This window comes from Mycobacterium sp. ELW1 (assembly GCF_008329905.1).
Classification (GTDB): domain Bacteria; phylum Actinomycetota; class Actinomycetes; order Mycobacteriales; family Mycobacteriaceae; genus Mycobacterium.
Genome location: NZ_CP032155.1, coordinates 3,992,677 through 4,015,520, shown reverse-complemented (window position 1 = coordinate 4,015,520; position 22,844 = coordinate 3,992,677). Strand labels below are relative to the sequence as shown.

Annotated in this window: 24 protein-coding genes; 17 read left to right on the top strand and 7 right to left on the bottom strand. The window is 66.7% G+C overall.

Features of this window, described 5'->3' with window-relative positions:
* Window positions 1-4: 4 nt before the first annotated feature.
* Complete coding sequence (locus D3H54_RS19050) at window positions 5-1,435, bottom strand: protein adenylyltransferase SelO (protein WP_149380382.1); 1,431 nt, start codon at window positions 1,433-1,435, stop codon at window positions 5-7.
* 66 nt (window positions 1,436-1,501) lie between these two features.
* On the opposite strand from D3H54_RS19050, the gene D3H54_RS19045 reads away from it, so the two are divergent.
* A complete protein-coding gene (locus D3H54_RS19045; protein WP_149380381.1) occupies window positions 1,502-1,981 on the top strand; it encodes a hypothetical protein in 480 nt (159 codons plus the stop codon).
* On the opposite strand, the gene D3H54_RS19040 is transcribed toward D3H54_RS19045, so the two are convergent.
* Entirely contained in the window at window positions 1,902-2,453 is a 552-nt protein-coding gene (locus D3H54_RS19040) for a M23 family metallopeptidase (RefSeq protein ID WP_149380380.1), read from the bottom strand. The genes D3H54_RS19045 and D3H54_RS19040 overlap by 80 nt on opposite strands.
* A 299-nt stretch (window positions 2,454-2,752) precedes the next feature.
* Between D3H54_RS19040 and rpsB the strand changes: the two genes are divergently transcribed.
* From rpsB to D3H54_RS19000, 8 genes are all read left to right on the top strand, one after another.
* Window positions 2,753-3,589 carry a 30S ribosomal protein S2 gene (rpsB, locus tag D3H54_RS19035; RefSeq protein WP_149380379.1) on the top strand — a complete coding sequence of 279 codons (837 nt, stop codon included), beginning with the start codon at window positions 2,753-2,755 and terminating at the stop codon, window positions 3,587-3,589.
* A gap of 18 nt (window positions 3,590-3,607) precedes the next feature.
* Window positions 3,608-4,423 (top strand): translation elongation factor Ts, encoded by an 816-nt coding sequence (gene tsf, locus D3H54_RS19030; RefSeq protein ID WP_149380378.1) that lies wholly within the window; start codon window positions 3,608-3,610, stop codon window positions 4,421-4,423.
* A 135-nt stretch (window positions 4,424-4,558) separates the two neighbouring features.
* Entirely contained in the window at window positions 4,559-5,986 is a 1,428-nt protein-coding gene (locus D3H54_RS19025) for an amidase (RefSeq protein WP_149380377.1), read from the top strand.
* A gap of 100 nt (window positions 5,987-6,086) precedes the next feature.
* Entirely contained in the window at window positions 6,087-7,256 is a 1,170-nt protein-coding gene (locus D3H54_RS19020; protein ID WP_168214912.1) for an ABC transporter permease, read from the top strand.
* Window positions 7,256-7,822 carry an FtsX-like permease family protein gene (locus D3H54_RS19015; protein ID WP_149380375.1) on the top strand — a complete coding sequence of 189 codons (567 nt, stop codon included), beginning with the start codon at window positions 7,256-7,258 and terminating at the stop codon, window positions 7,820-7,822. Before D3H54_RS19020 ends, D3H54_RS19015 begins: the two co-directional genes overlap by 1 nt.
* Window positions 7,823-7,824: 2 nt before the next feature.
* The gene (locus tag D3H54_RS19010) at window positions 7,825-8,547 is read left to right on the top strand and encodes an ABC transporter ATP-binding protein (RefSeq protein WP_149380374.1); all 723 of its coding nucleotides are present in this window, start codon (window positions 7,825-7,827) and stop codon (window positions 8,545-8,547) included.
* Window positions 8,548-8,571: 24 nt separating this feature from the next.
* On the top strand, window positions 8,572-10,092 hold the full coding sequence (locus D3H54_RS19005) for an APC family permease (RefSeq protein WP_168214911.1): 1,521 nt from the start codon (window positions 8,572-8,574) through the stop codon (window positions 10,090-10,092).
* Window positions 10,093-10,098: 6 nt separating this feature from the next.
* Window positions 10,099-12,078 carry a primary-amine oxidase gene (locus tag D3H54_RS19000; protein ID WP_149380373.1) on the top strand — a complete coding sequence of 660 codons (1,980 nt, stop codon included), beginning with the start codon at window positions 10,099-10,101 and terminating at the stop codon, window positions 12,076-12,078.
* Window positions 12,079-12,119: 41 nt separating this feature from the next.
* Here the strand turns inward: D3H54_RS19000 and D3H54_RS18995 are convergent, their stop codons facing one another.
* Complete coding sequence (locus D3H54_RS18995; protein ID WP_149380372.1) at window positions 12,120-12,545, bottom strand: MarR family winged helix-turn-helix transcriptional regulator; 426 nt, start codon at window positions 12,543-12,545, stop codon at window positions 12,120-12,122.
* 46 nt (window positions 12,546-12,591) lie between these two features.
* On the opposite strand from D3H54_RS18995, the gene D3H54_RS18990 reads away from it, so the two are divergent.
* The 6 genes from D3H54_RS18990 (at window position 12,592) to rlmN (ending at window position 17,109) form a co-directional block, all read left to right on the top strand.
* On the top strand, window positions 12,592-13,269 hold the full coding sequence (locus tag D3H54_RS18990; RefSeq protein WP_149380371.1) for a class I SAM-dependent methyltransferase: 678 nt from the start codon (window positions 12,592-12,594) through the stop codon (window positions 13,267-13,269).
* A gap of 39 nt (window positions 13,270-13,308) precedes the next feature.
* Window positions 13,309-13,662, top strand: coding sequence for a Fe-S protein (locus D3H54_RS18985; protein WP_149380370.1), 354 nt, complete (start codon window positions 13,309-13,311; stop codon window positions 13,660-13,662).
* A 125-nt stretch (window positions 13,663-13,787) separates the two neighbouring features.
* Window positions 13,788-14,540 (top strand): UMP kinase, encoded by a 753-nt coding sequence (gene pyrH, locus D3H54_RS18980; RefSeq protein WP_149380369.1) that lies wholly within the window; start codon window positions 13,788-13,790, stop codon window positions 14,538-14,540.
* Between the two features lie 12 nt (window positions 14,541-14,552).
* Window positions 14,553-15,110: a ribosome recycling factor gene (gene frr / locus D3H54_RS18975; RefSeq protein WP_149380368.1), complete on the top strand. Its 558-nt coding sequence runs from the start codon at window positions 14,553-14,555 to the stop codon at window positions 15,108-15,110.
* 23 nt (window positions 15,111-15,133) lie between these two features.
* The gene (locus D3H54_RS18970; protein WP_149380367.1) at window positions 15,134-16,000 is read left to right on the top strand and encodes a phosphatidate cytidylyltransferase; all 867 of its coding nucleotides are present in this window, start codon (window positions 15,134-15,136) and stop codon (window positions 15,998-16,000) included.
* A gap of 17 nt (window positions 16,001-16,017) precedes the next feature.
* Window positions 16,018-17,109, top strand: coding sequence for a dual-specificity RNA methyltransferase RlmN (gene rlmN, locus D3H54_RS18965; protein ID WP_149380366.1), 1,092 nt, complete (start codon window positions 16,018-16,020; stop codon window positions 17,107-17,109).
* Here the strand turns inward: rlmN and D3H54_RS18960 are convergent, their stop codons facing one another.
* The 4 genes from D3H54_RS18960 to D3H54_RS18945 all read right to left on the bottom strand — a co-directional run bounded on the left by D3H54_RS18960 (window position 17,110) and on the right by D3H54_RS18945 (window position 20,240).
* On the bottom strand, window positions 17,110-17,364 hold the full coding sequence (locus D3H54_RS18960; protein ID WP_115319363.1) for a DUF2631 domain-containing protein: 255 nt from the start codon (window positions 17,362-17,364) through the stop codon (window positions 17,110-17,112).
* 57 nt (window positions 17,365-17,421) lie between these two features.
* Window positions 17,422-18,765 carry a cryptochrome/photolyase family protein gene (locus D3H54_RS18955; protein ID WP_149380365.1) on the bottom strand — a complete coding sequence of 448 codons (1,344 nt, stop codon included), beginning with the start codon at window positions 18,763-18,765 and terminating at the stop codon, window positions 17,422-17,424.
* 120 nt (window positions 18,766-18,885) lie between these two features.
* On the bottom strand, window positions 18,886-19,476 hold the full coding sequence (locus tag D3H54_RS18950) for a fasciclin domain-containing protein (protein WP_210419749.1): 591 nt from the start codon (window positions 19,474-19,476) through the stop codon (window positions 18,886-18,888).
* Between the two features lie 101 nt (window positions 19,477-19,577).
* On the bottom strand, window positions 19,578-20,240 hold the full coding sequence (locus D3H54_RS18945) for a fasciclin domain-containing protein (RefSeq protein ID WP_149380363.1): 663 nt from the start codon (window positions 20,238-20,240) through the stop codon (window positions 19,578-19,580).
* Window positions 20,241-20,432: 192 nt separating this feature from the next.
* On the opposite strand from D3H54_RS18945, the gene dxr reads away from it, so the two are divergent.
* Both dxr and D3H54_RS18935 read left to right on the top strand, forming a co-directional pair.
* The gene (gene dxr, locus D3H54_RS18940; RefSeq protein ID WP_149380362.1) at window positions 20,433-21,599 is read left to right on the top strand and encodes a 1-deoxy-D-xylulose-5-phosphate reductoisomerase; all 1,167 of its coding nucleotides are present in this window, start codon (window positions 20,433-20,435) and stop codon (window positions 21,597-21,599) included.
* Entirely contained in the window at window positions 21,596-22,825 is a 1,230-nt protein-coding gene (locus tag D3H54_RS18935; protein ID WP_149380361.1) for a M50 family metallopeptidase, read from the top strand. The genes dxr and D3H54_RS18935 overlap by 4 nt, the downstream gene beginning before the upstream one ends.
* Window positions 22,826-22,844: the final 19 nt, after the last annotated feature.

The window sequence follows — 22,844 nt, the reverse complement described above, 5'->3', positions numbered from 1 at the left end:
AAATTTAAGTGCCGCAGAATGTTTGAAAGCAGCGGCCGAAGTCTTCCGGAGCGGGCTCGGCGTAGCGCTCGAACCCCGCGCGTTCGTCGTACGGCGAGCTGATCGCGACCAGCAATCGGGTGAACGGCTCCAAATCGCCCGCCGCGGCAGCGGTCAGCGCCTCTTCGACGAGGTGATTGCGGGGAATGTAGACCGGATTGGCCCGACTCATCGCCTCGACATCCGGGCTCAGGGTGCGCCACCGGGTCGCCCACTCCTCGAACGGTGGCTCGATGACACCCTCGCCGAGCCGACGGAAGAACGAGGTGTAGTCGACGCGCTCGCCCTCGAGTAGCTCCACCAGATCCTCGGTGAGTTGTCGTGCCGCTGCGTCCTCGACCGCGTCACCGAGTCCGAGCTTCCGGCGCATGCCCGCCAACCACGCCGCCGAGTACCGCGGTGCGAACTGCTGAAGCGACTCGGTGGCCAGCTCGACAGCGCGGTCCTGATCCTCATCGATCAACCCGAGCAACGCTTCGGCGAAGCGGGCGAGATTCCAGGTGGCGACGGACGGCTGGTTGCCGTAGGCGTAGCGGCCCCACGAGTCGATCGAACTGAACACCGTCTTGGGGTCGAACACGTCCATGAATGCGCATGGCCCGTAGTCGATGGTCTCACCCGAGATCGTCATGTTGTCGGTGTTCATCACGCCATGGATGAACCCGACCAACATCCACTGCGCGACGAGGTGGGCCTGAGCGGCGATCACCGAGTCGAGCAGCGCCAGATACGGATTGCCGGCCTCGGCGGCGGCGGGGTGGTGCCTGCTGATCGCGTGGTCGGCGAGTCGCCGCAACACCTCGAGTTCGCCTGCGGCTCCGACATATTGGAAGCTGCCGACGCGTAGATGACTCGACGCGACACGGGCGAGGACAGCGCCGTCCAGCGGGGTCTCGCGCTGGACGGTGCGCCCGGTGGCCACGACCGACAGCGAGCGGGTGGTCGGAATGCCCAGCGCGTGCATCGCCTCGCTGATCAGGTATTCGCGCAGCATCGGACCGACCGCCGCCAGGCCGTCGCCGCCGCGGGCGAACGGCGTGCGCCCCGATCCCTTCAGGTGAAGATCGTGGGTCTGCCCGTGTGCGTCGACGAGCTCACCGAGCAGTAGAGCGCGGCCATCCCCGAGGCGCGGCACCCACCCGCCGAACTGGTGGCCGGCATACCCCTGCGCGACGGGTTCGGCGTCCGCGGGTAGCCGGGTGCCGACAAGCAGCCCGATCCCGTCGGGGGTGCGCAGCCACTCGGGATCCAGGCCCAACTCGGCGGCCAGCGACTCGTTGAGCACGAGCAGTCGTGGATCGGGTGCGGCTTCGGCCTGCCAGCGCAGCGCGATTTCGGGCAGCTCGGCGGCGAATCGATGGCCGAGGACGACAGTGGTGTCGGGCGCGATGCTCATTGCCGACCAGCCTACGGACGCCGAAGTTGGGTTCGGTAGCGAAAGCGGCGTTGTCAGCTTCGCTACATGCACAAGATCGCGATGCTCACGTTGGCCGCAGCGGCCGCCGCCGGCATCCTGGCGCCGAGCGCCCACGCCGCTCACTCCAAAGTCCAGTTCCTGACTCCGTCCGGAGACATCGGCTGCCTGCTGGGGACCGCCCGCGATGGATCGGCCTTCGCGTGGTGCAAGACGAGAACACACACCTGGTCCGCGCGGGAGTCCGACACCTGCCCGCGGGCGAACATCCCCGGCGCGGTCGGCGAACCGGGCGGTGAGGACGTGCAGCTCGCCGAGGGCCACGTCCCCTGCCTCGGCTTCGTGATGAGCCGGCTCTTCTTCGGCGGGCAGTACGCACCCCCGACCTTGGCCGCCGGCGCCCGGCGATCCGTCGGCAGCATCACCTGCTCGGTCGAACTCACCGGGGTCAGCTGCGCCGACGCCACGACCGGGAACGCGTTCCGGGTGTCGCGCGAGGACTACTCGCTGACCGCGTCAGCGGCTTGAGCCGGACCGGCGTGCCGGCCAGCAGGCCCAGCGGATCGATGTAGTCGGCTCGCGACGCCGGCCCCCACATCGCACCCCAATGCAGGCACGCCGGTGCCGGGCAGCCCGCATGCCCGGGCAGCAGCCGGCCCACCGCCGTCGACCCGTCGACCAACTGGCCGACCCCCACGACGGCCTCGACCGGTTCGTAGCTGGTGCGCAGTCCGCCGGGATGCGCCAGCGACACCACCGGTCGCCCGGCCAGCGTTCCGGCGAACACCACCGTCGCCGGACCTGCGGCGTAAACCGGCTGGTCAGGCACCCCGGCCAGGTCCACACCGCGGTGGCCGCGCTGCCAGTCCGGTGACGGTGCATCGAAGGCCCTGGTCACCGCCGGCTGCGGCCGCAGCGGCCACAGCAGCCGTCCCGCGTGGGCGCGGCCGGTGCCCGCGCACACCAGCAACGCCGCCACCACCACCGCTACGACCCGCATCGCTCCAGTTCAGCGCGATATACGCTGAGGCGAAAGTCGCCGGTAGCCACACTGTGGACGGGCGTGGCGCTGTGGACAAAGCACCCCTTCGAGCGGTGTAAACTTTCCCCTGCAACTCGCGCGAGCGGGTTGACTTCGCGCGCCTGTTCAGCAAGTTCGCCACGTCGACACTTGCACCACGCATGCCGGTTGGTCTCGTCCGAGGATTCACAACGACGAGTCGGCACGCCTCAGGCGCCAGGGCTTGGCTTCACCCGAAGCCGGGCGACAACCGACAACACATAAGGAATGGCCGACCCATGGCTGTTGTAACCATGAAGCAGCTGCTTGACAGCGGCGCGCACTTCGGGCATCAGACCCGACGCTGGAACCCCAAGATGAAGCGGTTCATCTTCACCGACCGCAACGGCATCTACATCATCGATCTGCAGCAGACGCTGACTTACATCGATCAGGCCTACGAGTTCGTCAAGGAGACCGTCGCCCACGGCGGCACGATCCTGTTCGTCGGCACCAAGAAGCAGGCCCAGGAGTCCATCGCCGAAGAGGCGACACGCGTCGGCATGCCGTACGTGAACCAGCGCTGGCTGGGTGGCATGCTCACCAACTTCCAGACCGTCCACAAGCGCCTTCAGCGGATGAAGGAGCTCGAGGCCATGGAGCAGACCGGTGGTTTCGAGGGTCGCACCAAGAAGGAAATCTTGATGCTGACCCGCGAGAAGACCAAGCTCGAGCGCAGCCTCGGCGGTATCCGGGACATGGCCAAGGTGCCGTCTGCGGTGTGGGTCGTCGACACCAACAAGGAACACCTCGCCATCAGCGAGGCCATCAAGCTCGGTATCCCGGTCATCGCGATCCTGGACACCAACTGCGACCCCGATCAGGTCAACTACCCGATCCCGGGCAACGACGACGCGATCCGCTCCGCGGCGCTGCTGACCAAGGTGATCGCCTCCGCGGTTGCCGAGGGCCTGCAGGCACGCTCCGGCGGTTCGGGCGACAAGGCTGACTCCGGTTCCGGGGCCGCGGCCGAGCCGCTCGCCGAGTGGGAGCAGGAGCTGCTCGCCAGCGCAACCGCATCGGCCCCCAGCGACGCCGGGCCGGTCGCCACCGAAACCACCACTGAAGGTTCTTAGTTCTTAGGGAAGGGCCACATGGCTAACTACACCGCTGCCGACGTCAAGCGGCTTCGGGAGCTCACCGGTGCGGGCATGCTCGACTGCAAGAACGCCCTGGCGGAGAGCGACGGCGACTTCGACAAGGCTGTCGAGGCGCTGCGCATCAAGGGTGCCAAGGACGTCGGCAAGCGCGCTGAGCGCGCCACCGCCGAAGGCCTGGTCGCCGCCAAGGGCGGGGCGATGATCGAGCTCAACTCCGAGACCGACTTCGTCGCCAAGAACGCCGAGTTCCAGAAACTGGCCAACGACGTCGTCGCTGCCGCGGCGGAGTCGAAGGCCGCCGACGTGGAGGCACTCAAGGCTGCCAAGATCGGCGACAAGACCGTCGAGGAAGCCGTCGCGGAACTCTCGGCCAAGATCGGCGAGAAGCTCGAACTGCGCCGCGCGGCGTACTTCGACGGCAACGTCGAGGCCTACCTGCACAAGCGTGCCGCCGACCTGCCGCCCGCGGTGGGTGTGCTGGTCGAGTACACCGGCGACGATAAAGAAGCAGCGCACTCGGTGGCGCTGCAGATCGCCGCGCTGAAGGCCAAGTACCTGACCCGTGACGACGTCCCCGCCGACATCGTGGCCAACGAGCGCCACATCGCGGAGGAGACCGCCAAGGCCGAGGGTAAGCCCGAGCAGGCGCTGCCCAAGATCATCGAAGGCAGGGTCACCGGCTTCTACAAGGACGTCGTGCTGCTCGACCAGCCGTCGGTGTCCGACAGCAAGAAGACGGTCAAGGCACTGCTCGACGAGGCCGGCGTGACCGTGACCCGGTTCGTCCGGTTCGAGGTCGGCCAGGCCTAGCTCGACACCAAAACTTGGGCGGAACACCAACCGCCCACTGGAAAACCCCGCGCCACATCCGGCGATCCCGGAGGCGCGGGGTTTTGCCATGTCGGGATCACTGTTATTGAACACGTGCCTGCTAGCGTCGGCGGAATGCAACATGTGAACGCCTACCGCGATGACGCGCTCGGCACGATGGACGCTGTCGCCCTGGTCGACGCCCTCCGCACCGGCAAGGTGTCCCGTCCTGAGCTCGTGGAGGCCGCTATCGCGCGCACCGAGGCGGTCAACCCGATGCTCAACGGTTTGGCCCACCAGACCTTCGAGCGGGCACTGGCCCGCGCCTACGCCGGCGGCCGCGGCTACTTCGACGGGGTGCCGACGTTCATCAAGGACAACATCGACGTCGAGGGCATGCCGACGATGCAGGGCACCGACGCCTGGGAGCCCCGGCCCCAGCCCGCGCACGGCGAGTTCGCCAGCCTCTTTCTGGCCACCGGGCTGGTGCCGTTGGGCAAGACCCAGCTCTCGGAGTTCGGGTTCAGCGCCTCTGCCGAACATCCGCGGCTGGGCGCCGTCCGCAATCCCTGGGACACCGACTTCACCGCCGGGGCGTCGTCGTCGGGCTCCGGCGCGTTTGTCGCGGCCGGCGTGGTGCCCATCGCCCACGCCAACGACGGCGGCGGCTCCATCCGCATCCCCGCCGCCTGCAACGGGCTGGTGGGTCTCAAGCCTTCGCGCGGCCGGCTGCCGCTGGACAAGATGACCCGACAGATGCCGGTGCGCATCGTCAACGACGGGGTGCTGACCCGCACTGTGCGCGACACCGCGGCGTTCTACCGGGAAGCCGAGCGGGTCTGGCGCGACCGCAGGCTGCCACCGATCGGCGCGGTGACGGGGCCCGGCGCTGCCCGGCTGCGCGTCGCGGTCGTCACCCAATCGGTGAATCGCCAGGCCGCACCCAGTATCCGCGACCACACGCTGGCGACCGCCGAATTGCTTGCCGGCCTTGGTCATAGCGTCGAATACCTCGATCAGCCGCCGGTGCCGCGCTACTTTTTGGACGACTTCCTTTTGTACTGGGCGTTTTTGGCGATGACGTTGGTGCGCACCGGGCAGCGGACGTTCGGTCAGAGTTTCGACAAGACGAAGCTGGACAACCTCACCCTGGGGCTCGACCGGCACGCCAGTCGCAACCTGCACAAGTTGCCGATCGCCATCACGCGGTTGCGCAGACTGCGGCGAGTCACCGCCCGGCTCTATGAGACCTACGATGTGATCCTGATGCCCACGCTCGCCGAGGAGACGCCCCGCATCGGTCATCTGGATCCCACGGCCGACTTCCAGCAGATCATGGACCGACTGATCGACTGGGTGGCGTTCACCCCGCTGCAGAACGCGACCGGCGAGCCGGCAATCTCCTTGCCGCTGGCGCAATCCGCGTCGGGGATGCCGGTGGGCATGATGCTGGCCGGACCGCTCGGCCACGAACGCCGACTCCTGGAGCTCGCCTACGAGCTCGAGGCGGCCCAGCCGTGGCCGCGCATCGACACCGCGGGTCAACAGCCGCTGTCGCAGTAGTTGCCGCAGACACCTTGATTTAACAGCCGGGGTGCTCGCGTAACTCGAGGGACATCAGCGGATTCGGTGGCCGAAACAGTCCAGGCCGAATATTTTCGGTGTGGAAACCTCTGCGTCCACAACGATTTCGCGGCCATCGGTGATCGCCACAACATCTGGAAACAAGACGTTCGTGCGTCTGCTCCGGTTTGCTTGGGCGAACATCCGCCGGCGGCCCGAACGGTTTGTGCTGTCGGTTCTCGGTATCGCACTGGCGATCACCTGCGTGACGGTGGTGCGCACGATCTCGTCGAGCTTCGCCATCACCGGCGCCGATTCGGTGACCGACGTGCTCGGTGGTGCTCAACTGTGGGCGGTGCCTGCCGCGGGCGTGCACTACGACAGCTCGGTACAGGCGCTTGTCGCCGATGGTCCGATACCGGTGATCGACGCCCCTGGGGGGTGGCGTGCGATCAAGACTCTCTCGGGAACCACCGACATCGGCGGGACGCCGGTTTCACTGCGCGGCGGTGACGAAATCCCGGACGGGCAAGCGGTTTTGGGATCCGGTGTCGCGCAGCGATTGGGTGTACACGACGGTGACCGGATCAGCGTCGGCTCGCAGAGCCTCGCTGTGGTGGTGCGCGGCGCGGGAGAATCGGTCACCGTGCCGACTCCACTGGCACGCACGGTGGTGGGCGACAACGGGTGGTGGACGGTGTACGCGCCGACCGGCCAGGAGAAGAGCCGCAGCCTCGGCAGCACATTCGGTGACGCGGTAGGTCTGCGGTCCACCTCCGACCCATCCGTCAAACCCGATCCCGGCGGCCCGGGACTGATCTACGACACGGTGGGCGGTACCGGCCCGCTGACGTTCGATCAGAAGTTCTCGGCGTTGTTCTCCGGCAAGGTCACCAGTTCGACACTGGGCATCATCTCGATCATCGGACTGGTGCTGGGCTTCATCATCGCGGTGTCGTCGTTCCTGGCGGCCGTGCAGGAACGCCGCCGTGAATTCGGCATCATGTCCAGCATCGGCCTGGCCGACGAGGTGCTCTATTTCTTCCTGGTGGAATCCGCCGTCGTGTTCATGGCTGCCTACCTGGTGGGCGTGCTGACCGCGGGAGTCGCTGTGTGGCTGGTGATTCCGGGCATCGCCACTCCGGTCGCCTGGCTGCAGGCGACCGGAATGGTGGCGGGCTTCCTGCCCGCGATGGCGATCGTCGGTGCGCTGATACCGGTGCATCGCCTACTGCAGAACCGTCCGGTCGACCTGCTCGGAGCGCGCTGATGATGATGTTCGGACTTTCCTACGGCTGGCTGGCGGCGCGGCGCCGGGTCCGCGAGATGATGCTACCGATCGTCACCACCGCCACGGGTGCCTTCCTCGTCGTCATCGTCTTCGGAATGTCCGCCGGCATCCAGGAACAGTCGGCGTCGCTGGGCCATGCAGGAGAAATCGGCCGGGCCGTCATCCTGATCGCGATCACCGTGCTGCTGGTGGGTGTCGTGGAAGTGGCGGTGGCGACCACCCGCACGATCGCGCACCGCACCCGCGAGCTCGGGGTGCTCGGCGCCACCGGAGTGCCGCGCCGTCCCGTCATCGCCGCACTGCTCGTCGAGCCTGCGGTCGCGGCCACGCTCGGAGCGATCTTCGGTGTGGTGCTTGCGATCGTCGCCGCCGTCGCACTCGGCATGCTCGGTCTGGTGCCCACCGGGGTGTCGGCGGCCGGTCTTGGATTCGGTGCGGCGATCGCGGTCGCCGTCAGCATTGCCGCCGCCCTGGCGACCAGCGTCATACCCACCTGGAACGCGGCGTCGCGTCCCCCCGTGCACTCCTTGTCGACCGGAGGTTAGACATGACCGCAGTCGAAGACGCCATCCCCGACGTCACATCGGCACCCGAGCCGTCGCCGGTGATCGAGATCAGTGACGTGTGGAAGTTGCACAAGCTCGGCGACGAAGTCGTCAAAGCCCTGATCTCCGCCGAGTTGACCGTGATGCCAGGCGAATTCGTCTGCCTGATGGGTCCGAGCGGGAGCGGCAAATCAACGCTGCTGAACATCATCGGCGGCCTGGACCGGCCGACAAAAGGGTCGGTACTGATCGCAGGCCGGGACACCGCCAGGTTGACCGAAAGCCAGTTCGCCGCACTGCGTCACGACACCATCGGGTTCATCTTCCAGAGCTACAACCTGATCCCGTTCCTGTCCGCGGTGGAGAACGTCGAACTGCCGCTGATGTTCGAGCCGTACGACCGTAAGGCGTTGCGGCAGCGCGCACTCGACCTGCTCGACCTGGTCGGGCTGAGCCACCGGGTGCACCACCAGCCGACCAAGATGTCGGGCGGCGAGCAGCAGCGCACCGCGATCGCGCGGTCGCTGATCAGCAACCCGACGCTGGTGCTGGCCGACGAGCCGACTGCAAATCTGGACCACCGTACGGGGGAGACGGTGGTGCGCATGCTGCGCGACCTGTGCTCAACGCTGGGCGTGACGGTCGTTGCCAGCACCCACGATCCCACGGTGGCCGATGAAGCGAGCCGTGTCGTCCGGATGAGAGACGGACAAATCATCAATTGATCCAACTCCGATGGGGAGTTACGTATGACGCAACAAATAGACGCGCCGGCTTCGGCTGGGCGTGACAAGCTGCTGACCACAGAGCTCGTTCCCGAGCAGGTACTGCCGAAGGTGATGACCACCTTCGGTCTGACCGCCACCTACGTCTTCATCATCTGCTGGATCACCGGTTCGTCGATCATGGCCGCCGGCGGCTGGACCGCGATCCCGATGTGGATTCTCGGCATCCTCACGTTCCTGATTCCAGCGGGCATGGCGGTCGCCGAACTCGGCAACCTGTGGCCCGGTGAAGGTGGTGTCTATATCTGGGCGACCCGAACCATGGGCGAGACATGGGGATTCATCGGCGGCTACCTGTCGTGGATTCCGGTGGTGCTCAACTCCGCGTCCTCACCGGCGATCATCCTGCAGTTCCTGCTGCTGGCATTCCACGCCGAATTGGGCCTGACACTCACGATCATCATTCAGGTGGCGCTGCTGTGGGCCGTCATCGGTCTGGCCCTGGCCAAACTCGCTGCCAACCAACGCATCATGAACACCGTCTTCGTCATCTACTGGGCACTGACCGCCGTCATCTTCATCGCCGGTGTCGTCTACGCGTTCCGCAACGGGTCGGCTCAGCCGTTCACTGCGCACGCCGCCCTGGTACCCGATTTCGCCGGTGCGGGTTTCCTGTACGGCACGGTGCTGCTCTACCTGGTCGGTGTCGAGACGCCCTACAACATGGGCGCGGAGTTCCTCTCGGTGCGCAAGTCCGGTCCGAAGATGGTGGTCTACGGGTCGATCGCGTTGATCCTGATCTATCTGCTGACCACCTTGGGCACCGTCATGGTGTTGCCTGCCGACCAGGTCGACCCGGTCACCGGCGTCATCGGCATGCTGGGCACCGCCGCACCCAAGGGCGTGATGGAAGTCGCGGCCGTGGTGCTGGCCTGCATCGTGTTCGTCGCGCTGATGAGCTATCAGGTGACCTATTCGCGGCTGATCTTCGTCTCCGGCCTGGAGCGTCACCTGCCGCGAATCTTCACCCACCTCAACCCGCGCACGCGTAACCCCGTCACCGCCGTGCTGATCCAGGGCGTGCTGTCGTCGCTGCTGATCGTCGGGTTGTACTCGCAGAGCAGCATGGCCAACGTCACCGTGTTCTTGCAGGGCGGTCTGTCCATCGCCTGGCTGATCTCCGGGTTCTTCTTCCTGTTCCCGGTCATCCTGGCGCGCAAGAAGTACGCCGATCGCTATGCCGCCGAGAAGTTCTGGCGGATTCCCGGCGGCACGGTGGGCGTCTGGATCACGGTGACCATCGGCACGCTGGGCACGCTGGGCGGCATCTACTACTCGTTCGCCAAGTCGTGGATCAAGGACGTCCCCGACAGCACCTGGATGATGTGGACCGGCAGCATCGCGGTCGGCATGTTCGCCCTGGGCGTCATCGTCTACATCTTCGGCCGGCGCTCGGCGCACAAGATGACCAAAGAGGACGCACTGGCGCATCTGGCCGTCCTCGATCTCAAGAAGTCCGAAACACCGAGCCCTGAGGCGGTTTGACCGACCATGACCATGGACAGCACCGTGCTGAGCACGGGAACGACCGATGACCGAGCCTGTTACCCGCTCGACCCGCTCAGCGGCGCCGAGATCGAGATGGCGGCCTCGATCGTCAAAGAGTCCGACTATGCAACTCCGACACTGAAATTCGTGATGATCCAGCTCGCCGAGCCGGACAAGAACGCGCGGCTGACGTTCGAGTCGGTGACCGATGTCCCGCGGCGGGCGTCCTGCACGATGTACGACGGGGCAGCCAAGATGATCTACGAGTCCGTCGTCGACATCGGCGCCCGGGTGGTGGAGTCCTGGACGGCGATTCCCGGCCGCTTCCCGTCGTATCTGGTCGAGCACATGACCGGCGTGGAGGAAGTGGTCCGTGCGGACCCGCGTTGGCAGGAGGCGATGCGCAAGCGCGGCATCACCGATTTCGACCTGGCGATGATCGATCCGTGGCCGGCCGGCTATTACGGCGCGCAGGATCACTACGAGAATTCGCCGCTGATCTGTCGCCCGTTGACGTTCATGCGGGCGGCGCCGTCGGAGCACGGATACGCGCGTCCGGTGGAGGGGGTGATCGTGACCTTCGACCTCGACTCCATGACGGTGCTCGACGTCGAAGACCACGGCGTGGTGCCGTTGCCCCCCAAGGCGGGCAACTACTCGGCGAAGTTCATGTTCGACGCCGACAACCGGCCGGCCTTCACCGAGTTCCGGGACGACGTCAAGACCATCGAGATCACCCAGCCGGACGGGCCGAGTTTCACCGTCGACGGGTGGAAGGTCGAGTGGCAGAAGTGGTCGCTACGAGTGGGATTCAACCCCCGCGAGGGCCTGACGCTGCACGAGATCACCTACAACGACCGGGGTACGGTCCGGCCGATCATGTACCGGGCCGCGCTCTCGGAGATGGTGGTGCCGTACGGGGATACCTCACCGACACACTGGAACAAGAACGTGTTCGACATGGGTGAGGTCGGCATGGGCTTCTCGGCGAACCCACTGACCCTGGGCTGCGACTGCCTTGGCGAGATCTTCTACTTCGACGGTATGGTGCACGACTCCGACGGCAACGCGGTCACCATCCCGAACGCGATCTGCATGCACGAGGAGGACTACGGAATCTCCTGGAAGCACACCGACTTTCGCACGGGCGAGGTCGAGGTGCGTCGGTCGCGCCGGCTGGTGATCTCGATGATTTGCACCGTCGGCAACTACGAGTACGGGTTCTTCTGGTACCTGTACAACGACGCGTCGATCGAGATGGAGGTCAAGCTCTCCGGGGTGCTCACCACGGGTGCGGTCGAAGACGGGGAGTCGCCCCGTTGGGGCAAGCTCGTCGCCCCCGGCATCTACGGCCCCAACCACCAGCACTTCTTCAACTTCCGGCTCGACATGAGCGTTGATGGGCCGAACAACAGTGTGTACGAGGTGGATTCGGTGGTGGAGCCGGACCCCGCGCTCAACCCGCACCACAACGCCTGGATCACCAAGGACACGTTGGTGGCGTCAGAAGCCGAGGGTGCCAGGGACTGGAACTGGGGCACCGGCCGGTACTGGAAGGTGACCAACCCGTCGAAGAAGAACGAACTCGGCAGCCCGGTGGGCTACAAGCTGGTGCCGCGCGAGATCGTTCCGGTGATGGTGCAGGAGGGTTCCTACATCTACGACCGGGCGAAGTTCGTCCAGCACAACCTGTGGGTGACCAAGTACGACCCGGCGGAGAAGTTCGCCGCGGGGGACTACATGTACCAGTGCGCCGAGGCGCAGGGGCTGCCGCAGTACGTGGCCGACGACGCTCCGCTGGAGGACACCGATGTGGTGCTCTGGTACACCCTCGGCGCGCACCACATCGTGCGGCCGGAGGACTGGCCGGTGATGCCGTGTGCGTATGCGGGATTCCACCTGAAGCCGATCGGGTTCTTCGACGGCAATCCCGCGCTCGACCTGCCACCGTCACCGCCGAAGGCCTGCCACGCAAATCACTGACCGCCAACGGTGCTGCACCACAACGTAATCGGTGGCGGCTTCTAGTCCGGGGGACCGAGGGCGGCGAGAATCGCACGGAATTCTCGCCGCTGCTCGGCGGACAGGCCCGCCATCAGCCGCTGCTCGGCGGCGCGCACACCCGTCTCGGTGCTGCCCAGCAGCTCGGCACCCGCGCGGGTCAGTTTGGCCGGCAACGAGCGGCCCGAGGCCACGGTGTCGGGGCGGGTGACCAGCCCGCGTTCTTCCAGGCTGCGCAGCACCATGTTCATCGCCTGTGGTGAGACGCCGGTGTCGCGGGCCAGTTCCGCGTTGGAGCGGTCGGGGAAGCGGGACAGAATTCGCATGCAGATGTATTGCGGGAACGACAGGCCGGCCGGTTCGAGCGCGGTGGCGCTCACTTCGGCGCGCAGCGCCGAGGCCACCCGGTGCATCAGGTAGCCGAGCGTCTCGTCGTGGCCTCCACCCATGTCAATGATATTGACATATATCAACGTGGTTGATAGTCCTGGAGGTATGAGTACAGAAGATCTCTTTGATTCGGCCTACCGTCAGGCGGCTCCCGGGTTCGCGGGTTTTCGTCCGCCGTGGAGTATCGACGAGCCCCAGCCCGAAATCGCGGCACTGATCGAACAGGGCAAGTTCCATGGTGATGTCCTCGACGCCGGCTGCGGGGAGGCGGCCGTCTCGATCTACCTCGCCGAGCGCGGTTTCACCACCGTCGGCCTGGACCTGTCGCCCGCGGCCATCGAGCTCGCCCGGGCTGAGGCGGCCAAGCGCGGCCTGAGCAACGCGAGCTTCGACGTCGCCGACATCAGTGACTTCGGCGGCTACGACGGCAGATTCGGCACCATCGTCGACTCCACCCTGTTCCACTCGATGCCGGTTGAGTTGCGTGACGGCTATCAGCGCTCCATCGTGCGTGCGGCCGCACCGGGGGCGTCGTACTTCGTCCTGGTTTTCGATGCCGCGACCATGCCCGCCAACGGGCCCGCGCATCCCGTGACCGCCGACGAGTTGCGTGCCGCGGTCGAGCCGTACTGGGTGATCGACGAGATCCGGCCGGCGCGCATTCACGCGAACGTGCCGGAGGAGATGGCGCACATGGTGGAGTTCGCGGGCGGTGACCTGCGCGAGGAGGCCAAGGGCCGCAAGTCGATGCCGGCCTGGTTGCTCTCGGCGCACCTGGGCTGATTGCTGCCGTCAGGGCACGCCGTATCGTAGGCTCACCGCATGGAACTACTACGCCACGTAGTTGTGCTGGTGCACATCGTCGGGTTCGCGATGACGTTCGGCGCCTGGGCGGCCGAGGGGGCCGCCCGGAGGTTTCGTACCACCCGGTTGATGGACTATGGGCTGCTGGTGTCACTGCTGACCGGGCTGGCGCTGGCCGCACCGTGGCCCGCCGGAACCGTCCTCAACTACCCCAAGATCGGGGTCAAGCTGGCCATCCTGGTGGTGATCGGCGGCCTGCTCGGTATGGGCAACGCCCGGCAGCGGCGCACCGGCGAGCCCGTCCCGCGCCCGGTTTTCCTCTCGGTGGGGGTCTTATCGCTGGCGGCAGCGGGTATCGCTGTGCTGTGGTGACGTGCGCATCAGGTGTGAACCCGAGAAATCGGCATGTTCGGCGATGAGGCAGGATGGAAGTGCCGTCCCGAATGTCGCCGGGATGGCACTCTCATGCCAGGAGCCCGACTAGTCCGAGGAGTCTGATGGGGGAGACGGCCGACAGCAACGGTGCCGGCACGAGGGAATTGCGTCCGCATTTCAACAGGGTGGTACTCAAGCTCGGCGGGGAGATGTTCGGCGGCGGATCGGTCGGGCTCGATCCTGACGTCGTCGCCCAGGTGGCCCGCCAGATCGCCGAGGTGGTCCGCAGTGGCGTCCAGGTCGCCGTCGTCATTGGCGGCGGGAACTTCTTCCGCGGTGCGCAGTTGCAGCAGCGCGGGATGGAGCGCACCCGCTCCGATTACATGGGCATGCTCGGCACGGTGATGAACAGCCTTGCGCTGCAAGATTTCCTGGAGAAGGAAGGCATCGTCACCCGGGTCCAGACCGCCATCACCATGGGGCAGGTCGCGGAGCCCTACATTCCGCTGCGCGCGGTGCGGCACCTGGAGAAGGGCCGCGTCGTCATCTTCGGCGCCGGCATGGGCCTGCCGTATTTCTCCACCGATACCACCGCCGCGCAGCGTGCCCTGGAGATCCGTGCGGACATCGTGCTGATGGCCAAGGCGGTCGACGGTGTGTTCACCGCCGACCCGCGGGAGGATCCGAACGCCGAGATGCTCACCGAGATCAGCCACCGCGAAGTGCTCGACCGCGGGCTTCAGGTCGCCGACGCCACGGCGTTCAGTTTGTGCATGGACAACGGAATGCCGATCCTGGTCTTCAACCTGCTCACCGACGGGAATATCGCCCGAGCGGTCGCAGGTGAGAAGATCGGAACTCTGGTCAGCGGTTGAGAGGACCACTACATGATTGAAGAGGCTCTCTTCGATGCCGAAGAGAAGATGGAGAAGGCCGTCGCGGTCGCCCGCGACGACTTGGCGTCCATCCGGACCGGACGGGCCAACCCGGGAATGTTCTCGCGCGTCGTCGTCGACTACTACGGGTCGCCGACGCCGATCACGCAGCTGTGCAGCGTCAACGTGCCCGAGGCGCGGATGGTCGTCATCAAGCCCTACGAGGCGTCGCAGCTTCGGGCGATCGAAGACGCGATCCGTCACTCCGATCTCGGTGTGAACCCCACCAACGACGGCAACATCATCCGGGTGTCGATCCCGCAGCTGACCGAGGAACGCCGCCGCGATCTGGTCAAGCAGGCCAAGTCCAAGGGCGAGGACGCCAAGGTGTCGGTGCGCAACGTGCGCCGTCGCGCCATGGAGGAACTGCACCGAATCCGCAAGGACGGCGAAGCCGGCGAGGACGAGGTCGGGCGCGCCGAGAAGGATCTGGACAAGTCCACCGCCACCTACGTCGGCCAGATCGACGAGTTGGTCAAGCACAAGGAAGGCGAATTGCTGGAGGTGTAGCCACCTTTCAGCAACGCATCGAAGTGGCGGAAACCGATACCGGCGGCGCGGCCGCGCAGCCAGCGCCCAAGAGCTCGCGCGCAGGGCGTGATCTGCCCGCCGCCATCGCCGTCGGCGCCGTGCTCGGCGCGATGGCGATCGGCAGCCTGCTGTTCGCCCCGAAGTGGTGGATGCCGCTGCTGGCCATCGCGATGGCGATCGCCACGCATGAGGTGGTCCGCCGGCTTCGCGAGCACGGGTATGTGATGCCCGTCGTGCCGCTGCTGGTCGGCGGGCAGGCGATGATCTGGCTGGCCTGGCCGTGGGGCGTGGCGGGAACGCTGGGCGCCTACGGCGGCACGATCGTCGTCGCCATGGTGTGGCGCCTGCTCGGCCAGGGGCTGCGCGAGCAGCCCGTCAACTACCTTCGCGACATCGCCGCCTCGGTGCTGCTGGCCACCTGGGTGCCGTTGTTCGCGAGTTTCACCGCACTGCTGATCTTCCAGGACAACGGCGGCGCCCGGGTCTTCACCGTGATCGCCACCGTCGTGTTCGCCGATATCGGCGGTTACACGGCCGGCGTGCTGTTCGGCAAGCACCTGCTGGCCCCGGCGATCAGCCCCAAGAAATCCTGGGAAGGGCTGGGCGGCTCACTGCTGTTCGGCATCACCGCGGCCGTGCTTTCGGTCACGTTCCTGCTGCACAAACCGGCCTGGGTCGGCCTGCCGCTCGGGCTGATGCTGGTGATCACCGGCGTGCTCGGCGACCTGGTCGAATCCCAGGTCAAACGCGACCTCGGCATCAAGGACATGGGCACGCTGCTGCCGGGCCACGGCGGGATCATGGACCGCATCGACGCGATGCTGCCGTCGGCGGTCGCCGGCTGGATAGTCCTGACTCTGCTGGCCTGACCGCCATACTGGAGCCAATGAAACAAGAGCTCGTCTTTGAGGCGCCGCGGCGTGGGTTACCGCCGCGGCATCTCGCCGACCTGGACGCCGACGCCCGCGCGGCCGCGGTGGCCGAACTCGGGCTGCCGGCATTCCGGGCCAAGCAGCTCGCGCAGCAGTACTACGGGCGGTTGCTCGCCGACCCGCAGCAGATGACCGATCTGCCCGCGGCGGTCCGCGACGCCGTCGCCGATGCGCTGTTCCCGAAGCTGCTCTCGGTGGCCAAAGAGATCGAGTGCGACGCGGGCGAGACCCGAAAGACGTTGTGGCGCGCCCACGATGGCACCACCTTCGAGTCGGTGCTGATGCGCTACCCGAACCGCAACACGGTGTGCATCTCGTCGCAGGCCGGCTGCGGCATGGCGTGCCCGTTCTGCGCGACCGGACAGGGCGGGTTGACCCGCAATCTGAGCACCGCCGAGATCCTGGAGCAGGTTCGGGCGGCGGCGGTGACGTCGCGCGACGAATTCGGCGAGCGCCTGTCGAATGTGGTGTTCATGGGGATGGGCGAGCCGCTGGCCAACTATGCGCGGGTGCTTGCCACCGTGCAGCGCATCACCGCGGCGCCTCCGGAGGGCTTCGGGATCTCCGCGCGGTCGGTCACGGTGTCGACCGTCGGGCTGGCACCGGCGATGCGCAAGCTCGCCGACGAACACCTCGGTGTGACGCTGGCCCTGTCACTGCACACCCCGGATGACGAGCTGCGCGACACCCTGGTGCCGGTGAACCTGCGATGGAAGGTGCGCGAAGTCCTTGACGCCGCGCGGTACTACGCCGACCAGACCGGCCGGCGGGTGTCGATCGAGTACGCGTTGATCCGCGACGTCAACGATCAGGCCTGGCGCGCTGATCTACTCGGCAAGAAGCTGCATCAGGCCCTCGGTCCGTTGGTGCATGTGAACCTGATCCCGCTCAACCCGACGCCGGGCAGTGAGTGGGATGCCAGCCCCAAACCGGTGGAACGCGAGTTCGTCCGCCGGGTGAAGGCGCAAGGGGTCTCGTGCACCGTGCGGGACACCCGCGGGCGTGAGATCGCGGCGGCGTGCGGTCAGCTCGCCGCGAGCGGGTAGCTAGCGGATCCAGCCGCGGCGACGACCCCACCAGTCGCGCACGGTCGCGCCGAACACCAGCACCGCGAACACGATCAGCACGTAATCCTCGACGTGGCCGACGTGGTTACCCTTCAGCATCGCCAGCAGGAAGACCGTGACGAAGATGCCGAGAGCGTGCCAGGTGCGCGGGTTGATCTTGCTCCAGCCCCAGGCAGCTGAGGGTACGTCGGCCGGATCGACCTCTGAATAGCGCTCCACCTCGGTGCTGACCATTGCGGCTCCTGTCACTCGGCAATTGCGGTAATTCTGGCACACCGCTTCACCGCGAGCTCAGCCGATCTGGCTGTAGCGCCGCAACGCGTCGACCCGCTCGGCGGAGTGGTCGACGATCGGCTCCGGATAACCGGGCGGCGGGCCGCCCTTGAGCTTGTGGACGTCATCGACATCGGCCAACTCGGGCACCCAGCGCCGGATGTACTCGCCGTCGGGGTCGAACTTCTGGCCCTGGGTGGTCGGGTTGAACACCCGGAAGTAGGGGGCCGCGTCGGTTCCCGAGCCGGCGCACCACTGCCAGCCGTGCTGATTGTTGGCCATGTCGCCGTCGACCAGCTGCTCGAGGAACCACTGCGCACCCCACTGCCACGGCAGATGCAGGTCCTTGACCAGGAAAGACGCCACGATCATCCGCACCCGGTTGTGCATGAATCCCGAGTCGCGCAGCTGGCGCATCCCGGCGTCGACAATCGGGAAGCCGGTGCGGCCCTCCTTCCAGGCTTCGAAGGCCTTCGTCGACTCCGGGCCGGTGTCCACCTCGATGGCGTCGAAATTGCGGTTCCAGTTCCACCACGCGCTGTCCGGCCACTGGTCGAGCACCGAGGCGTAGAAGTCCCGGAACGCCAGCTCCCGCAGATACGAGGCCGGGCCCTTGGCGCGGAAGTCCAGATCGGCGGCCATCGTCCTCGGGTGGATCGTGCCGAACTTCAGATGCGCCGACATGCGGCTGGTCGCCGCCTTGTCCGGCCGGTTGCGGTCCTCGTCGTAGTCGGAGAGATGGGAGTGGACGAACTCTTTCCACCCGGCCAGCGCCGCCGCCTCACCGGCCTCGAGGTCCAGATCGGCGCCCGGGTCGGGGGCCTCTACCCGTAGCTTCGCCGGCAGGTCCGCCGGATCGATCCATTTCACCGACGCCGTCGCCGAGGCGGCCGGCCCGCGCCAGCCGACTTCCCGCCACCGGGCGAGGAACGGGGTGAAGACCTTGTACGGGGTGCCGTCGTCCTTGGTGACACGACCCGGCGTGACGAGGTAGGGCGATCCGGTGGCCTGCAGCGTCGCCCCCGTCTCGGCGAGTGCGGCCTTGACCGCCGCGTCGCGCCGCACCCCGAACGGAGTGAAGTCGGCCGAGATGTGTACTTCGGTGGCATTGATCTGCTTGCACAGCAACGGAATTCGTTCCTCGGGCCGCCCGCGGGTGATCAGCAGGCGGCCGTCGAGGGAGTCGGCGAGCGTACGCAACGAGTCCCCGAGGAATTGCAGTCGACGTGGGCCTGATGATTTCTCCAGGCGAGGGTCCAGCACGAAGCAGGCGAGCACGTCCGCGCCGTCGGCGGCAGCCTCCAACAGCGGGGGCAGATCGTTCAGGCGCAGGTCGCGGCGGAACCACAGCAGTGCGGGCATGTTTCTATGCTGCCCTTTCCGTGCCGAAGGTATGCGCGACGCGGCCCGCGCCCGCGGGGTGACCCGCACGCCGCCGACGCGCTCGATGACCGAGCCGGCCGGCGTGCGGGTCCCGCTTGTCTACTGCGCCGGCGGCATCAGGACCGTGTCGATGAGGTACACCGTGGCGTTGGCGGTGCGCACGCCGCCGCACACCACGTTGGCCCCGTTGACCTGCAGGTGATCGCCCGAGCCGGTGACCGTTACGTCCGCGCCCTGGACCGTCTTGTGCGTCCCCACCACCTTGTCGGGTGTGGCCTGACCCGGGACCACGTGATAGGTCAGGATCGAGGTCAGCAGATCCTTGTTGGTCTTGAGCTGGTCGATCGTGGCCGGGTCGATCTTCGCGAACGCGGCGTCCGTCGGCGCGAACACGGTGAACTGTCCGCCGTTGAGGGTGTCGACCAGATTGACCTCAGGGTTGAACTTGCCGGACAACGCAGCCGTCAGGGTGGTCAGCATCGGATTGTTGGATGCGGCTGTGGCCACCGGGGCCATCGACATACCGCTCACCGAACCCGGCCCGGTGGGCACCTGCTCGGCATACGCCGCGCAGCCGGGGCCAACCGGTCCCGAGTGGTTGTCGGCGGCGGCGACGGGAGCCAACCCGACCGAGAAAACCGCGGCCATGGTGAGGCCGGCCATCGAAGCCACCTTCGTGGATACTTTCATCGACATTCGATCATTCCTTTCGTAATACGTTGCGCCGGAAGAGGTCAGCGCACCGTTGAGATGTGTTGCGAGTTGTCGTGCGATGAGCGGAGCGCGCCGAGTTACTGGGCGGGCGGCATCAACACCGTGTCGATCAGGTAGACGGTGGCGTTGGCCGTCTGCACACCGCCGCAGACGACGTTGGCGTCGTTGACCTTCAGTGCGTCACCCGAGCCGGTCACCGTCACCTCTGCGCCCTGGACGGTCTTGTGCTGGCCGACGACCTGAGCGGGGCTGGCCTGCGCCGGAACCACGTGGTAGGTCAGGATCGACGTCAACAGGTTCGAGTCCGTCTTGAGCTTCTCGACGGTGGCGGGATCGAGCTTGGCGAAGGCGTCGTCGGTCGGGGCGAAGACCGTGAACTGACCGCTGTCGAGAGTCTGGACGAGGTTGACGTTCGGATTGAGCTTGCCCGACAGCGCGGAGGTCAGCGTCTTCAGCAGCGGGTTGTTACTGGCTGCCACCGTCACCGGGTCCTTCGACATGCCGGACACCGAACCTGGTCCGGTGGGGACCTGCTCGGCGTAGCTCGCGCACCCGGGGCCGACGAGAGTGCCGGCGGGAGCGGCCGCCGCCGAGGTGGTGGTCGTGGTTGTGGTGGTCGCCGCAGGCGAGGTGCTCGACGACGAGGACTCCGCGGTCGTACTGGTCGAGGAACAGCCTGCGAAGAGCACGGCCGCCGCCGTCAGTCCGACAGCGCTCAGAACGGTGCGATGAAATGCCATAGGTGACTCCCTTGTCGTGTGAATCGTTTCCAGTCGGTCCGACCGGTCTTGATCGGCAATGCACAGGCAATTCGGCACGCGCCGCGTTCCGGACGGGTGCACCCGGGGTGGGGTCACAAACGCGTCACATCTCAGCGGGCACGAATCGGCGGCGATGCCGGCATTGCGGTCCGCACGCGGCACAATTGAGAGGTGAGCGCCGCCAATCGTCTCCGGGTCCTGATTTTGGGCAGCACCGGTTCCATCGGAACCCAGGCGCTGGAGGTCATCGCCGAGAATCCGGACCGGTTCGAAGTCGTCGGCCTGGCCGCCGGTGGCGGTAACCCCGAGCTGTTGGCCCGGCAGCGGGCCGAGACCGGCGTGACCAGCATCGCCGTCGCCGACCCGGTCGCAGCGGACAAGGTCGGCGAGGTCACCTACAGCGGGCCCGACGCGGTTACCCGGCTGGTCGAGAACACGCAGGCCGACGTCGTGCTCAACGCTCTGGTCGGGGCCCTGGGGCTGGAACCGACCCTGGCCGCGCTGGCCTCCGGCGCCCGCCTGGCCCTGGCCAACAAGGAATCGCTGGTCGCCGGGGGACCGCTGGTGGTCAAGGCAGCCAGTCCTGGACAGATCGTGCCCGTCGACTCCGAGCACTCGGCGCTGGCCCAGTGCCTGCGCTCGGGCACCCCCGACGAGGTCGCCGCATTGGTGCTCACTGCTTCCGGCGGTCCGTTCCGCGGCTGGTCGGCGGCCCAGCTCGAGCCCGTCACGCCCGAGCAGGCCGGCGCCCATCCCACCTGGAACATGGGCCCGATGAACACGCTGAACTCGGCGTCGCTGGTCAACAAGGGTCTGGAGCTGATCGAGACGCACCTGCTGTTCGGTGTTCCCTACGAGCGCATCGAAGTCGTGGTGCACCCGCAGTCGATCGTGCACTCGATGGTGACGTTCACCGACGGCTCGACGATCGCCCAGGCCAGCCCGCCGGACATGAAACTGCCGATCTCGCTCGCGCTGGGCTGGCCCGACCGGGTGCCCGCCGCGGCCGCGGCCTGTGACTTCACCACGGCCTCCACCTGGGAGTTCGAGCCGCTGGACGCCTCGGTGTTTCCCGCCGTCGATCTGGCTCGCGAGGCAGGCCAGGCCGGCGGCTGTCTGACCGCGGTCTACAACGCCGCCAACGAAGAGGCCGCCGAGGCCTTCCTGGCCGGAAAGATCCGGTTCCCGGCCATCGTGCGAACAATCGCCGACGTGCTGCACGCCGCGGACCAGTGGGCCGCCGAACCCGCTACCGTGGAAGAAGTACTTGACGCGCAGCGCTGGGCACGGCAACGGGCCCGCGAGGCCGTCACACAGGAGGTCGCTTCAATCCGATGATGTTCGTTATCGGCATTGTGCTGTTCGCACTCTGCATCCTCATCTCCGTGGCGCTGCACGAGTGCGGTCACATGTGGGTGGCCCGCGCCACCGGGATGAAGGTGCGCCGCTACTTCGTGGGCTTCGGGCCGACCCTGTGGTCGACGCACCGGCCCAACAAGCTCGGCTCCACCGAGTACGGCGTCAAGGCCGTCCCGCTCGGTGGCTTCTGCGATATCGCCGGCATGACGTCGGTGGAGGAACTCGCGCCCGAAGACCGTCCCTACGCGATGTTCAGGCAGGACACCTGGAAGCGGGTGGCGGTGCTGTTCGCCGGGCCGGCGATGAACTTCATCATCGGTCTGGTGCTGATCTACGGGATCGCCGTTGTGTGGGGTTTGCCCAACCTGCATCAACCGACCAATGCGATGGTCGGTGAAACCGCTTGTGTGGCACCACAAGTCAGCAAAGACAAGGCGGGGGACTGCACCGGGCCCGGCCCGGCCGCGCTGGCCGGCATCAAGAAGGGCGACGTCATCACCAAAGTCGGTGATTCGCGCGTCGGAACCTTCGACGAACTCGTCGCCGCCGTGCGCAAGGTGAACGGTCCCACCGTGTTCACCGTCGATCGTGTCGAGAACGGGCAGTCTCGCGAATTCACCACCACCGTGGACGTCACCGCGACCCAGCGGTGGACGTCGAAGGACGCGACCGCGCCCACTACGGTCGGTGCGATCGGCGTCGCGCCCGAGGTATTCGGGCCCACGCAGTACAACCCGCTGTCGGCGGTCCCTGCGACATTCGCGTTCACCGGTGACCTGGCCGTCGAACTGGGCAAGTCGCTGGCCAAGATCCCGACCAAGGTCGGCGCGCTGGTGCACTCCATCGGCGGCGGCGAGCGTGACCCCGAGACCCCGATCAGCGTGGTGGGCGCCAGCATCATCGGCGGCGACACCGTCGATCACGGTCTGTGGGTGGCGTTCTGGTTCTTCCTGGCCCAGCTGAACTTCGTGCTCGGCGCGATCAACCTCGTTCCGCTGTTGCCGTTCGACGGCGGTCACATCGCGATCGCGGTGTTCGAGAAGATCCGCAACCTGCTCCGGTCGGCGCGCGGCAAAGTCGCCGCGGCGCCGGTCAATTACCTGAAGCTGATGCCCGCCACCTACGTGATCCTCGTCGTGGTGGTCGGCTACATGCTGTTGACCGTCACTGCCGACCTGGTCAACCCGATTCGACTGTTCCAGTAGTCGCCCTGAAGTTTGGAGA